The 14,627-nt window shown below is 39.0% G+C and carries 9 protein-coding genes and 2 pseudogenes; 1 reads left to right on the top strand and 10 read right to left on the bottom strand.

The features are described 5' to 3' along the window. Positions 1-33: 33 nt before the first annotated feature. From NSU00_RS02290 to NSU00_RS02260, 7 genes and pseudogenes are all read right to left on the bottom strand, one after another. Positions 34-3,360, bottom strand: a complete 3,327-nt coding sequence (locus NSU00_RS02290; RefSeq protein WP_340703342.1) for an Ig-like domain-containing protein — start codon at positions 3,358-3,360, stop codon at positions 34-36. Between the two features lie 339 nt (positions 3,361-3,699). Then, on the bottom strand, positions 3,700-5,199 hold the full coding sequence (gene xylB / locus NSU00_RS02285) for a xylulokinase (protein ID WP_340703903.1): 1,500 nt from the start codon (positions 5,197-5,199) through the stop codon (positions 3,700-3,702). 59 nt (positions 5,200-5,258) lie between these two features. After that, positions 5,259-5,615: pseudogene (locus NSU00_RS02280) on the bottom strand (xylose isomerase); the annotation flags it as partial. Between the two features lie 51 nt (positions 5,616-5,666). Beyond that, entirely contained in the window at positions 5,667-5,873 is a 207-nt protein-coding gene (locus NSU00_RS02275) for a hypothetical protein (protein WP_340703341.1), read from the bottom strand. 66 nt (positions 5,874-5,939) lie between these two features. After that, on the bottom strand, positions 5,940-6,107 hold the full coding sequence (locus tag NSU00_RS02270; protein WP_340703340.1) for a hypothetical protein: 168 nt from the start codon (positions 6,105-6,107) through the stop codon (positions 5,940-5,942). Between the two features lie 94 nt (positions 6,108-6,201). Then, a pseudogene (locus NSU00_RS02265) lies at positions 6,202-7,755 on the bottom strand (IS5 family transposase). Positions 7,756-7,977: 222 nt separating this feature from the next. Then, positions 7,978-9,285: a flippase gene (locus NSU00_RS02260; RefSeq protein ID WP_340703339.1), complete on the bottom strand. Its 1,308-nt coding sequence runs from the start codon at positions 9,283-9,285 to the stop codon at positions 7,978-7,980. A 196-nt stretch (positions 9,286-9,481) separates the two neighbouring features. Between NSU00_RS02260 and NSU00_RS02255 the strand changes: the two genes are divergently transcribed. After that, complete coding sequence (locus tag NSU00_RS02255) at positions 9,482-10,783, top strand: IS1380 family transposase (protein WP_237349351.1); 1,302 nt, start codon at positions 9,482-9,484, stop codon at positions 10,781-10,783. A 393-nt stretch (positions 10,784-11,176) separates the two neighbouring features. Here NSU00_RS02255 and glf read toward each other — a convergent pair whose 3' ends face one another. Genes glf through NSU00_RS02240 form a run of 3 tightly spaced genes read right to left on the bottom strand, consistent with a single transcriptional unit; the run spans position 11,177 to position 14,535 of the window. Next, positions 11,177-12,283 (bottom strand): UDP-galactopyranose mutase, encoded by a 1,107-nt coding sequence (gene glf / locus NSU00_RS02250; RefSeq protein WP_340703338.1) that lies wholly within the window; start codon positions 12,281-12,283, stop codon positions 11,177-11,179. 26 nt (positions 12,284-12,309) lie between these two features. After that, entirely contained in the window at positions 12,310-13,335 is a 1,026-nt protein-coding gene (locus NSU00_RS02245; RefSeq protein WP_340703337.1) for a glycosyltransferase family 2 protein, read from the bottom strand. A 36-nt stretch (positions 13,336-13,371) separates the two neighbouring features. Continuing rightward, positions 13,372-14,535, bottom strand: a complete 1,164-nt coding sequence (locus tag NSU00_RS02240) for a hypothetical protein (RefSeq protein WP_340703336.1) — start codon at positions 14,533-14,535, stop codon at positions 13,372-13,374. Positions 14,536-14,627: the final 92 nt, after the last annotated feature.

Here is a 14,627-nt window from a genome sequence, read left to right as displayed (position 1 = left end):
AGAAACGGCCCCCTACCTGGAGGCCGTTTCATCTTACTTCACTTTTACATATCTGTATTTGCTTTTATTCCCTGCCTTGTCTTTTGCATAAATCTTCAGCGTGGATCCTCTTTTTTGTTTCTTCATATGCACCGAGTAGGTTCCTTTTGAATTTGCCGTTGCTTTTCCGACGTAATGGCTACCGTTGTAAACATAAACCGTCGCGTATTTTTCCGCCTTACCGAAAACCGTTGTTGATTTGTAAGTGACCTTTCCGGCTGTTGGAATGCCAGGGGCGGTTTTATCTACAACCTTAAACGATTTGCCTGCACTTGTATTTCTCGATTTATCCGTCGCGTAGGCTGTCAGAGTCGTTCCTGCCTTTTGCTTCGATTTGATCCTGATTGAGAAGGTGCCTTTACTGTTTGCTGTCCCTGTCCCCAGCACAGTTTTGCCACGTTTAATCGTCACTTTGGCGCCGGCTTCTGCTTTTCCGGTAATCGTTAATTGATTATCGCCAAACGGATTAACGGTCGGAGCCACCGGAGCCGTTTTATCAATGACCGTTACCACCGTTTCAACACTCTTGTTCCTTGCCGCATCTTCCGCATAAACGACAAGCTTCGTTCCTGCTTTTTGTTTTGCAATGGTTACCTTAAATGCACCGGTATGATCAGCCGTTGCCGTACCCAAAATGTTTGAGCCGGATTTCACAGTAACTTTTGCCCCTGCTTCTGTGGTTCCTGTAACCACAGTACTTGCATCGCTTACTTCTTTCACTTTTGGCGCTGCCGGAGCCGTTTTATCAATGACCGTTACCACCGTTTCAGCGCTCTTGTTCCTTGCCGCATCTTCCGCATAAACGACAAGCTTCGTTCCTGCTTTTTGTTTTGCGATGGTTACATTAAATGCACCAGTACTATCGGCTGTTGCCGTGCCTAAAATGTTCGAGCCAGATTTTACTGTTACTTTCGCGCCCGCTTCTGTGGTTCCTGTAACCGTAGTACTTGCATCGCTTACTTCTTTCACTTTTGGCGCTGCCGGAGCCGTTTTGTCAATGACCGTTACCGTTGTTTCACCGCTCTTGTTCCCTGCTGCATCCTCTGCATAAACGACAAGCTTCGTTCCTGCTTTTTGTTTTGCAATGGTTACATTAAATGCACCAGTACTATCGGCTGTTGCCGTGCCTAAAATGTTCGAGCCAGATTTTACTGTTACTTTCGCGCCCGCTTCCGTGGTTCCTGTAACCGCAGTGCTTGCATCACTTACTTCATTCACTTTCGGCGCTGCCGGAGCCGTTTTGTCAATGACCGTTACCGTTGTTTCAGCGCTTTTATTCCCTGCTGCATCCTCTGCATAAACGACAAGCTTCGTTCCTGCTTTTTGTTTTGCGATGGTTACATTAAATGCACCAGTACTATCGGCTGTTGCCGTGCCTAAAATGTTCGAGCCAGATTTTACTGTTACTTTCGCGCCCGCTTCCGTGGTTCCTGTAACCGTAGTACTTGCATCACTTACTTCATTCACTTTCGGCGCTGCCGGAGCCGTTTTGTCAATGACCGTTACCGTTGTTTCAGCGCTTTTATTCCCTGCTGCATCCTCTGCATAAACGACAAGCTTCGTTCCTGCTTTTTGTTTTGCAATGGTTACATTAAATGCACCAGTACTATCGGCTGTTGCCGTGCCTAAAATGTTCGAGCCAGATTTTACTGTTACTTTCGCGCCCGCTTCCGTGGTTCCTGTAACCGCAGTGCTTGCATCACTTACTTCATTCACTTTTGGCGCTGCCGGAGCCGTTTTGTCTTGAACAGTGACGACGGTTTCTTCACTCTGATTACCCTTGCCATCTTCTGTATATACATGCAGTTCTGTTCCGGCTTTTTGTTTAGGGATGCTGACCGAAAAACTTCCATTTGAATCAGTAGAATTGGAACCAATTTCCTTTCCGCTCACCGCTACTTTCACAGTCACATTCGGGTCGGCCGTACCGGTAACCACTGTGTCATTATCCCCCACCGTTTGAACGGACGGTTTTGAAAGAGACGTTACAGCGCCTGCATCACCTTTTTCAAGAAGCGTATAGGTGATATCGGTTCCTTTGTCAGAAGGAACTTGAAAATCATCTTTGGAGCTTAAAGCTTTGACGATGGCTCCGCCGCCTTTTATATTGATGGAGGAACCGCTGTAGGTTTTTACTTTCAGCCCGTCAAAAGCAGTATCTCCTTTAAACCCGTAAAGACCGGTATCTTCTTTCAAGACAAGTGCGGCACGGAAATCTGTCATAAACTGGCCAAAGCTAAGGTTCGGATCAATGTATTTATGGATGATATTCTGCACTGCTTGATAATCAGTATGCGGATCATTAATCAATTCCTTATAAATCGTGTTTCCTTGTCCGCACTGGGCCTTTAAATACTCCATAAACAGGTATGACAAAGAATAGTTTGCCAATGTGTCACCCGCATAATCCCAATACAGGAGCGAATGGCCTTTTGTAATGTCCGCATCTTCATTATAGTAATCGATCCGGTCATTCAACGGCGCACCGGTGTAAATTTGTTCAGCCGCCATCGAGAGGCCCTCATTCATCCAAGTATCCATATCGGTCAATCCTTGCACAAATACTTTCTGGTTAAAATTAATCATATGTTGAAATTCATGCGCCAGCGTAGAATAAGCTTGCGAAACATCTTTCGTACCAGACATGCCCATCAGCGGATAGGTATCAATATAGAAAATTTCCGACTGATTGGAATAGCTGACATTATACAGGTCACGCGGAGAAAAATAACCAGCCACGTAACCGCCGCTTCCACTAAATCCATCTTGAATATCATAGCATAGTATATTGACCTTCCCGTTTTGGTCAACATCAGATGGCAATCCGAAATTATCGACATCTAATCGATAGATTTTATTATCGAATTCTTTTCCAAGTAACGTTGCTTCGTCCTCTGTAATATCATTGTTGTTCACCCAAACGTTGGCGTGGTCGCCGCTATAAAGGAGCGTTGCAGAAATGGATGAAAACTCGTTGGTTTCTAAGTTTTGGACGTAGAATGATTTGCTGTCCCCTTTAACATAATCTTTTTTAATCGATTTTGTTTCTTTTTTCAGGGCTTTATTTTGGTTTTTCTCTGTATCAAACGGTGCCACGTAATCCATACGATATGCGGACGGGCTGAGTTTTTTGCTTTCGGCGTAAGCATCGTTATTAATGCGGAAAGAACCGGTATATTCAGAGTTTGAACCATCAGGAGATTCATTGCTGATGAGTTCATAGTAATTCGTATCTCCACTGCTTGCCTGTGCCCCTACTGGCAACCCAATAATCAAAGAGAACGATAACAATACATAGAGTACTAATCTCACTTTTTTCATATGATACCCTCCTAATCTATTGCATCTCACTCCCTTGTTTACAGAATCCTTTCTATAAAAAGGGAGAAAAAACACTTTGTTTAAATTTTACGATATTTTCTAAATAGTGTCAAGTGTATATTACGAATTCCCCCTCTAATTTTTTTGTAGATAGGATAAACAAAAACCCCAGAATTGGTAAAAATTCCGAGGCTTAGTAAAATATTAAAATATAAGTTTTTTATAGAAATACTTTGCACTCGAAAACTGTTTCAACGGATAAAAGAGGGTAAAACGACTATTTTGCGAAAAAAAGCCAACATACGGTACATTTATCAAGTTGAATGTGCTGCAGCCCCCTCATTCCTTCCTTAAATCAAACAACTGGTGGTTGATCGCTGCGGTGTGGGAATAGACATTTTTATAAACCTGGTAAAAATCCCGGTAACGCTTGACGTTATTCGGTACCGGCTCAAATGTCCGGCCTGTCCGGATAAAGGCGGCTGCACAATCTTTGAGGGAAGAGAACCATCCTAATCCGCTTGCTGCAATCATGGCGGCGCCCATCCCGGGACCCTGTTCATTCTGAAGTTTGATGACTTTTGCCTGAAAAATATCAGCTTGAATTTGCAGCCACAGGTCACTTTTCGCACCGCCCCCGATTGAAATCACGGTGTCGATGTTTTTGCCGTAGTTTCGAAAAATTTCAACGCTTTCATTGATGGAGAAGACGATGCCTTCCATCACTGCCCGGGTAAAATCCCGTCTGGTGTGTGAGCTGTCAATGCCTGTAAAAGTGCCGCGGATTTTTGCATCGGCATAGGGCGTTCTTTCCCCGGCAATAAACGGCGTGAAAAGCAGGCCGTTTGCCCCGATCGAAGAATGCGCGGCTTCTTCCAGCAATGTTGCAAAATCTTCGCCTTTTGCGAATGTATCCTTAAACCAGGACAGACTGTATCCGGCGGCGAGTGTAACGCCCATTGTATAGTAAGCATCTTTCTGTCCATGATTAAAAAGATGCACTTTGCCGCCAAAGTTTTTATTGCTGTCTGATTCATATGAAAGGAATACACCGGATGTGCCAATGCTGCAGAGTGCTTTGCCTTCTTCTAAAATGCCGGCGCCAATTGCACCGCTGGCATTGTCCGCCCCACCGGCAAACACTTTAGTCGCAGGAGAAAGGCCGCATGTCGCAGCGATGTCCGGCAATAATGTGCCGACTTCTGCTTCCGTCTCAACAAGCGGCGGGCAAATGCCGGCCGGGATGTCAAATGTGCGCAAAATATCCGTGCTCCACGACTGATTGACGATATCTAGCAACAGGGTGCCCGCTGCATCCGAGTAATCCATACCGACCGCCCCGGTTAACCGGTAACGAAGATAATCTTTTGGCAGGAGAAAGACACGCGTTTTCCGAAAATTTTCCGGTTCATACTGCTGGACCCAAAGCATCTTCGGGAGTGTGAACCCTTCTAAGGCCGGATTTTTTGTAATTTCCAGCAGCTTACCACCCAGTACTTGATCGATTTTTTTGCATTGTTCCGTTGTTCTTGTGTCGTTCCAAAGAATGGCATTGCGGATGACTTGCAGATTTTCGTCCAGCAGCACAAGCCCGTGCATTTGGCCAGAAAAACTGAGCCCTTCAATTTCCTCGCGGGGAACCCCGGATTTTTCCGTTAGTTCTTTCAAAGCTTCAACTGTTTTTTCGACCCACTGTTCCGGATCCTGTTCGCTGTAACCCGGGTGTGGCTGCATTAACGGATAGGATTTGGAAACAGATGAAACCACCTGTCCATTTTGGTCAACAAGCAATACTTTAACAGAACTTGTCCCAAGGTCGACACCGATTGCATATTTCATCATAATCTCCCCATAGAATAAACCGGCCGGCCTTCATCCAGGCAGACCGGTTCGGAATTTTATGCATTTACACTTTGATAGGCTTCTTGCACAATATAATGGTTCAGCGTGTTTTTCAGTTGTTCCAGGTGACCGGATTGGTTTGTAATTTCTTTTTTATCAAGAATATAGTTTTCAAGTGATTTAAAATCAGCTTTGCCGGAAACAATATCGGCGCCGATGCCTTCTTTATAGCTGCTGTACCGTTCTTCGATAAAGACATCAAATACGTGGTCTTCAATCAGTCGGTTCGCCACTTTTAAACCAAGGGCAAAGCTGTCCATGCCGGCAATATGGGCATAAAACAGATCTTCATCTGTGAACGAGGCGCGGCGTGTTTTTGCATCAAAGTTCAATCCGCCCCTGCCAAGACCGCCTAATAAAAAACTGTCTTAAGAATGATACTGTCTAAATACGGAGGCAAGCTTTTACTTTTCTTCTGGTAATTGAACATCTACAGCATTTAGTTTCTTGGCAACTTCGCTATCTAATTCATTGGCCTTGTCTGTAAAAGAGTCCAAAGAACCACTTGGGTCATCAGCCATTTCAGTAAATTCCTTTAAAGACCCGTATGCGTCAACAATATCGTGGTAAATATCTTTATACTTTGCTGGTGGATTTTTCAATTTATCCATATCAGCTTCTAACGCAGCCTGATGACTTTCCAGTTTTGATAGGTCTCCATTCTTTTCGAATGATGTTTATTGTGCTTGAATTGCGTCATTAAAGTCCATACCGGAAGCGTGAATTTTCCCATCGATTTCATATGTCGCTTCAAAAATAGCATCATGCCACACATCCTGAAGTGTTTTTACCATTTCTTCAGCTTTTGTTCCTGCTTTATATCCATCCGATACAAACTGATGCATAGCATGTACATATTTTTTATCAGCAGCAATTCTTTTTGCTTTTTCCTGCTGAATACTATTGTATATTAGGGCTTGCTGAACGAATCAAATTTGGTCAGATACAAGCCAAATTCCGATTATCAAAATATAAAATAGTGTTGTGTAAAAATTTCAAAAAAAGAACCCTGAGCTTGCGCTCCAGATTCAGTATGAGGAATTGAAGGGCTACTACTGTTTCGCTGGTCTCCTGAAGGCGTGCTCGAATAAGGCCCAGCCCATACTTGCGCTTGCCTTCGCCAAATTTGCCTTCAACGGCATTACGTTCAGAGGCATCCTGCCTTGCGACGCGTTCCAAGGTTTTGTCTTCCGTTCTGGATGGGCGTCCTAACCTTGGCCCACTCAGACGAATGCCAAGAGATTTGCAGTATGCCAGATTATTACGGTTTCGGTAAATTTTATCTGCCAAGATCGCTTCCGGATAAAATCCGAACCGGTTGTAGTAGTTTTCAACAGATTCCTTGAGAGTGGTCCCTTCATTGTAATTTTCCCAGTCGAGGTGCTCAATCAAGGCATAACCATCTACGACACTGATGGCGACTTTTGAACCGAACTCCACGTTCGCTTTTGCCTTGCCGCGCACAATTGGACGGACATGTGGCTGGGAAATGCTTACAATCCGGTGGTCAACCCGGTGTGTTTTCTTTTTGTACATTTCTGCCTGTTGGCGGTAAAGTTCATGAATCACGAGAAGTTGCCTGTATTCATCTTTGCTTAAAAGAGACAGAGAGCTTTGGGAAACAAGATTTTTAATGATCTCCAGATCTCGTTTCACATATCCGAGCTGTTTGCCTACAGCTTTCCGGATTTTCCGGGCGCCAGCTTTACGTTGCTTAGCGACAGAAAGATAGTCCTTGCGGGCTCTTTTTCTGTAGGTCCGTGGCTTACGTAATTTCCCTTTGTGTGGTTCATGCAGGACATCAATGATATGTTCCAATTTCTCACGGGCTTCGTTCAACAACCCGAGGTCTGTAGGGTAAGCAATATCAGCCGGTGCACAGGTTGCGTCCAAAATGAGCTTTCCTCTGTTCTTCGTTTTGGGAGAAGCCGATTCAGTTGAATGCTTTTCTGAATCGGAACCGGAAGGCTGAAGATCGCCACGATCATGATCATGATCATTACGATCTTCATCATCATGATCGTCATCGTCGTGATCCTGATCATCATTGTTGTCGTTTTCCTTAGATGCTTCTTCCAATTGGCGTTTTTGTTCTTCCAGAACGATCCATTCATTCAGTTCGTTGATGATATTTGCGCCCAAACGTTTTCTAAAACGAGTCATCAGAGAATGGTCGAATGGGGCTTTTTCCTGGAATTCAGGCAAGCCGATAAAATACTGAAGATACGGGTTTTCTGTGATCTGTTCGACTGTTTCCCGGTCAGACAGCCCAAGCCGTTCTTTGATATAAAGAGCCCCAAGAGCGATTCTGACAGAATAAGCCTTTTCGCCTTTGAATTTCTTCTTGAAGGACTTGGCATACTTTTCTTCGGCCATCCACCAAGGAATCATTTCAGCAAGACGGACCCAGCGATTTTCTTTATTTCATTTCCCACCGAATGGTAGAAAAAAATCATCTACAAAAGTTAATTGATGTTCGGTCTTTTTGTACATCGTAACAGCCTCCAAGTGCAAGGTTTTTTACGTGTTTCCTTTGAAATCCTTACACTTTATATTCGACAAAAGTAGCCAAAATCCTTGTCAAATCTGGAATTTTTGCTTATTCAGCAAGCCCTACTTAGCCAAAGCTTTACATCACATCCATTACATTAAACTTTAAGTTGAGATTCGCAACCAACTGCTTTATATGTTAATAATTTCTATAGCATGTTTATATTATCTTATATTTCTCAGATTAAAGGAATTTAGGATCAATTTTAATAATGGCCTAGTTTCTCTAAAAATTAATAAAGCAACTGTTGAGGTAAGTACTTCAGCGAATAATGTGGCAATTGCTGAACCCGAAGCACCATAATGAGGAATAAACGCTAGGTTAAGTAATATATTCACTACTGCGCCAATACCAACAAAATATTTCTGGAGTTTCATAAGGTTTTCAGATATTAGCCAAATTGAACTTACTGTACCTATTAAAGAGAAAATCCTTGACCATATTAAGATAATCAATACACCAACTGCTTGAGTATACTGTTGACCGTATAGAATAAATACGATCGGCTTTGCTATAACTGTAATTAAAATGGATGCTACTACACTAATCCATATAATGGAACTGCACAATTGTTTAAATCTTTTCCTATACAATTCTTCATTATGATTTTCTTTCTCCGTCATAATAATTGGTCTGGCTGAATCAATAATCGCATTCGGAATAAAGATCCATAAATTTGCAATCGTCATTGCTGCTGTATAAATACCAACTGTGGATCCTCCTGTTACCTGTCCTAAAATAATTTTATCCATTTGAGTATAAATGTTAATGAGTAAAGCCGAAATGATGAAATGGTAGCTTCTTGACAACAAGTATTTTGCTGTTTGAATAGAAGCGGTAAGACGCGGGCCTTTATATTTATAATAAAAAACCATAATAAAAACACTTATTACAAGACCCTCTAATATTGTTGCAATTGCAAAATATTCTACTGGAGCTTTTAAATAAATTAACAATAATCTCCATAATGACACAATCGTAAATGCAATTGACTTTGAGACAACTGCAAACTTAGATTGCAAGTTTGATTGAAACCAGAATCCTACAGCATCAAAAGTGACAAATAACAAAGAGATGGATTGGATAAAGGTTATAATTTGTAAAGTAACACCATTAGGATTTAGGAATCTTACAACTACAGCAATGATTAATAGAGAAAATAATGACGATAATAACCTAAGTCCAATTGTGGTACCGATTAAATTTCCAGTTTTATCCCTGTTTTTTATAATTTCATTTACCAGGATCGCATCAATGCCTAGTTTGCTGACACTTGTAAAAATCGTAATATATGCAAGTCCATAGTTAATTAATCCATAATTATGGGTTCCAAGGTATCTAGCCATTAATGAAGTAACAACTAAAGATAATGACATGCGGAAAATCTGTTCAAATAACAGCCAGCCTGTATTTCTCATGAACTTTGTTTGTAATTTATTTTTTATGACACTAAAGTTATTTGCCAGACCCAAAGCTTTAACTCCCTCCATATTTTTAATAACCGCTGGACAAGTTGTATTATAAATCCTGAATCCGTGACGAAATTTCCGCTTAAAGGCAAACAATTCGCATAAAATTTAGTATAATTGGGATATCAGACAAATTAAATTCATTCCACATTCAGGTGATCTCATGAAAAAGTTTGTGATAGAACCCACAAAAGAATGAATTGTTGCCCAAGCTGGCTTAGCGATAGTAGGAAATTTACTAAATCAAACGAATTTAGTTTCTAGGTTGAATGCCTATAAACTCCCTGATATCTCCCGGTATCCGGCTTGTTCCAATGGTGATGTGGCTAAATCTTATATCGGCTTGCTTTGCCAGGGAAAAAGTGATTATGACAATATTGAAACCTTCCGTGATGATGCTTTTTTTGCACTGGCTTTGGATATCCAGAGGGTTCCTTCCAGCCCGACTCTCAGGCAACGATTGGACCAGGCCGCCTTGGTGGAAAAATGGAAAACGATCTTGCACGAAGAATCGCTGGATCTGATTCGCCATACAAATGCGGAAATCAGCCCGGTTTACGCCAAAGACAAGCCGTATATCCCGATTGATCTGGATGTCTCCCCTTTCGATAACTCCAAAACAAAAAAGGAAGGTGTCGAAAGAACCTATAAAGGCTGTGACGGTTATGCCCCTATGTTCGCTTACATGGGACAGGAAGGTTACTGCCTGCATGTTGAGATGCGAAAGGGAAGTGTCCACTGCCAAAAAGGTACACCAAATTTCATCCAGGAAACCATTCAATCTGCCCGGAAACTAACAGATCAGCCATTGCTTTTCAGGCTTGATTCCGGAAATGACAGCCGGGATAATCTCATTATTCTCCTAGAAAACCATGCAAGCTTTATTATCAAACGCAATCCCCGTAAGGAAAAAGCTGAGGACTGGCTGTACATTGCCCGAAAATATGGGATCTGTTGTGAAGAACGGGAAGGAAAGAAGGTTTACCTTGGATCCATCCCCGAAACCATTCAAATTAAGGACCAGGAGCGAAGCATCCGAAAAGTTTTTAAAGTGACCGAAAGAACCATCTCAAGAGACGGACAAATTTTTTTAATTCCCGAGTATGAATTTGAAACCTACTGGACGGACCTTGAAGTGCCGCCTCATGTGGTGATCTCTCTTTATCATAACCATGGCACTTGCGAACAGTTCCATAGTGAAATTAAATCAGAACTGGATCTCGAACGGCTGCCGTCAGGCAAATATGAAACGAATGGCCTTGTGCTCCATTTCGGTGTATTTGCGTATAACCTGCTTCGCTTGATTGGACAAGAAAGCTTGAAAAAACAAGATACGCCATTGAAAAAGAAAACAACAAGAAGAAGAATCCGAACCGTCATCCAGAATATGATCACACTGGCCTCAAAGCTGGTTTTCCGTGGCCGGCAATGGAAATTAAAAGTCGCGGAGACCAACAAATGGTTACCGGTCTTTACTCGTTTGTATCAAGCCTTTTACTAAACATCCCGATCAATAGACTACTAGGAAAAAAGAAATAAAAAAACGAAAACTTGCAAAAAATGGAAATTTGCAGGTTTATTTAGCTTGCACAAAAACGAGTGAAACAGGGAAATTTTTACATACTGAATCACTAAAAGTGCATTTATCGAGTAGTCGGACACCACTATATCCTTACTCTTGGGAAATCTACCTATTAACGGCGTTTGTTATATTTTCGTCACGGATTCAGGTATATATTATTCGAACCTTACTTTTTAGAGGGGTAACCTGCCATTAACTAGCGAGCACCAACATTCGTCTAATAAAATGTTTCCAAATTATTCTCTATAGCATAATAAAAAAAATGGAGCTGATAGATAAATCATTACAACTCCATCACCGCATTTTACTTTCCTACTTAAATTCGCGATCTACTACAGTTAAAGCAGCACCGATTACTTGGTGCATATCAAAATACTTATACATTCCCAACCGACCTCCAAATATTACATTCGGCACCTTTTCAGCTAATTCGCGATATTTTTTGTAGAGTTCATTATTCTTTTTATCATTCATTGGATAGTATGGTTCATCACCTTTTTTCCAACTTGCCGGGTACTCTCTTGTGATTACAGTTTTTGGCTGGGTTCCAAATTCAAAGTGTTTGTGCTCGATAACGCGCGTAAATGGTGTTTCTGCATCTGTATAATTTACTACTGCATTTCCTTGATAATTCTCTACATCTAAAATTTCCGTTTCAAATTTCAAGCTGCGATATTCTAATGTACCATACTGATAATCGAAGAATTGATCGATCATTCCTGTGTAAACAACCTTTGGAAACTGCGTTAAATAATTTTCCTTGTTAACAAAAAAGTCTGTTTCCAATTCAATATCAATTAACTCACTTGACAGCATTTTTTCTACTATTTGAGTATACCCGCCAATAGGAATTCCTTGATACTTGTCGTTAAAGTAGTTATTGTCATAAGTAAAACGTACCGGTAACCTTTTGATGATAAAAGCTGGTAATTCTGATGCTTTACGGCCCCATTGCTTTTCTGTATAGCCTTTTACTAGCTTTTCATATATATCGGTCCCAACTAACGAGATCGCCTGCTCTTCTAAATTGTTTGGTTGTTCAACATGAGCTGCTTTTTTTTGCTCTTCAATTTTTGCTTTTGCTTCCTCAGGTGTTACAACACCCCAAAGTTTATTAAATGTATTCATATTAAAAGGCAAATTGTAAATTTCACCTTTATAGTTTGCAATTGGGCTGTTGGTGTACCTGTTAAAAGCCGCAAATTGATTCACATAATCCCAGATTTTTTTATCATTTGTATGAAAAATATGGGCTCCGTATTTATGTACTTGAATATCCTCTACTTTCTCAGTATAAATATTTCCCGCTATATGATTTCTTTTGTCTATAACTTTTACTCTTTTCCCCCGCTTTGCCGCTTCGTAGGCGAACACACTTCCAAATAAACCAGATCCTACAATTAAATAATCATAACCCATACATTCTTTCCTCCATTATGCTTCTACTATTTGTTACTATAAAATTTTTTAAACATCAAATATACAAAAAAGTTGGTAATTCTTTTTAATAATTGTTTTCTTACTTTAGATTTCAATGAACCACTGAAATTTTGGAACGATATTTCATTTAGTGTTTCTGCTATTTTCGGAGTAACAACAAACTGTCGTATTTTATTTCTTTTTTCTCTATCATTATAGGGACAATCTTTTAGATACAAATTTTTTACACCAGCCATAAGTGTAGTAATCCAATCGTTGTATACCATATTTCGGTACTTTTTTTCATAACCCCAAAATTTCACAAGTTCCTCTAGTTTTCTTGTTTCTTCATATCGAATATTAAATATATCTTCTTTGTAAAGGTTTACGGCAGAATCGGTTCGGCTTATAACATAATGATAGTATTTTCGTGAATTAATATAAACTCTATCTATTTTCTTATATACCGAATAATTGAATCTAGAATCCTCCCCGATTTTAACACTTTCAAATGTAATTCCGTTTTCAAGTAAATACGATCTTCTGTATATTTTATTCCATAGGGTAAACATAATGTCTAAGTTAAATAGATATTGGAAATATTCTCGAAAGTCTTTTGCATCCTCTAAAAAAATATTCTGTTCCGGATTGCGTTCAATATATTTAGTTTTTCTTTTCTTACTGTTCAAATCTTCATAGTACCCAAATACTATCATGTTAGCATGATACCTATTTAATAAAGAAATATTATCTGATAACAGATCGGGTTCAATATAGTCGTCTGGATCACAAAAATATATGTATTTCCCCTCAGCTTTTTCAAGACCTACATTTCTTGCAGAACCCACTCCTCCATTTGATTTATGAATTACTTTGAACCGCGTATCTTTACTTTGATATTTATCGCATATTTTTCCTGAGTTATCGGGGGAGCCATCATCCACCAATATTACTTCAAAATCATTAAAAGTTTGCTTTAAAATACTATCCACACATGTTCTTAAATAGTTTTCAACTTTATATACGGGTATTATTATACTAATTTCCGGCATAAGATCTTTCCTTTACTTTAAGAATATACAAATACCTTAATTTTGCTCAATTTGTAATTCTTCTTCACTTGAAAAATCAGTTTCACTCATAAAAAGTAGTAATGTAATAGAAAAGATGAAAATATTGAGTGAATATCTTTCAAAGAAAGCATAAATAAGGCTGGTGAATATTAAGAGGACTTCAAATACTTTCTGATTTTTACATAATATAATACATTTATATAAAACATATATAAACACAACGATAAAGATAATGATTCCTTGCTGTATTAAAATCCTTAAATACGCAGAATCCAATACCCATCCTTCTGTCCAATTATACAAATTTAAAATATTATATGTGTCTGGAATAAATTTCCCAAATATGCTAATTCCATATTTATTTATATAATAATGTCCCTGTATTAGTCTTCCAGAGAAAATTTCATCCAACAAATAATAAAAGTTACTTGTGTTGTAGAAGAGAGGCAGAGTAACGCTTATCAAAAAAATAACCGGAATAGAAAATATAAGTATATATTTTATAATACCTTTTCGATATAGAGATGTGTATTTTGCCAGAAGACTGATTAAAATAGCAAAAATTGCACAAAGGAAGGAGGTTCTTGATAATGTAACTGTATAAACGTATAAATTTATCCCTGATACTAAAATAAAAACAATTAGATTTATCTTTTTAAAATATATATATAGAAATGAAATTGTGATGCACATTACTATTAATCCAAAAAGATTAGGATGTGCAAAACCAAAAGACTTCCTTATTATCCCATCTCTATATAAAATTGTATTTTCTATAAGGTTTAATTTAAAACAAATAATGGTAAATACTAATGATGATAACTGAGTGAAAAATGAAATTCGTATTAAATCTGATATTTTAATATCTGCCATTGTTAATACAAAAAAGACCAGATAAATAAAGGTATAGTCACAGCTATAATTTCCGCTACTAACTTCCTTGTTATAAATAATATTTAATAAGATAACTACCCCGACAATAACTAAACAAATAAGGCGATAAAAATCAAAGGATTTAATATATAGTAAAGCAAAAAAGGCCAACCCCAGCCCTAATAACAATAAATACTTTGAGTTTAGGAAATTTGAGAAGTTTGTTAAACAAAAGAAAAAATATATATTTAAAATAATATATGAAGTATAAATCAGATATGAATGAATATCCTTTTTTCTTAACATCCTGGTCCCCCATAAATAAAGAGAAATTATCTCCGCAAATTCAAAGGATTATACACTTGAATAATGTTTGAATAATATGCAGTTTTAGGATT

The sequence above is a fragment of the Weizmannia sp. FSL W8-0401 genome (assembly GCF_038009125.1).
Lineage (GTDB): Bacteria > Bacillota > Bacilli > Bacillales > Bacillaceae_C > Weizmannia > Weizmannia coagulans.
This window is presented reverse-complemented; position numbering and strand designations above follow the sequence as displayed.

What these genes read in the sequence shown, in the direction of transcription:
- glf (WP_340703338.1), bottom strand. Translation starts at nt 12,283, where the DNA reads ATGGGTTATGATTATTTAATTGTAGGATCTGGTTTATTTGGAAGTGTG.
- NSU00_RS02275 (WP_340703341.1), bottom strand. Translation starts at nt 5,873, where the DNA reads ATGGATAAATTGAAAAATCCACCAGCAAAGTATAAAGATATTTACCAC.
- NSU00_RS02290 (WP_340703342.1), bottom strand. Translation starts at nt 3,360, where the DNA reads ATGAAAAAAGTGAGATTAGTACTCTATGTATTGTTATCGTTCTCTTTG.
- NSU00_RS02270 (WP_340703340.1), bottom strand. Translation starts at nt 6,107, where the DNA reads ATGCATCAGTTTGTATCGGATGGATATAAAGCAGGAACAAAAGCTGAA.
- xylB (WP_340703903.1), bottom strand. Translation starts at nt 5,199, where the DNA reads ATGAAATATGCAATCGGTGTCGACCTTGGGACAAGTTCTGTTAAAGTA.
- NSU00_RS02245 (WP_340703337.1), bottom strand. Translation starts at nt 13,335, where the DNA reads ATGCCGGAAATTAGTATAATAATACCCGTATATAAAGTTGAAAACTAT.
- NSU00_RS02240 (WP_340703336.1), bottom strand. Translation starts at nt 14,535, where the DNA reads ATGTTAAGAAAAAAGGATATTCATTCATATCTGATTTATACTTCATAT.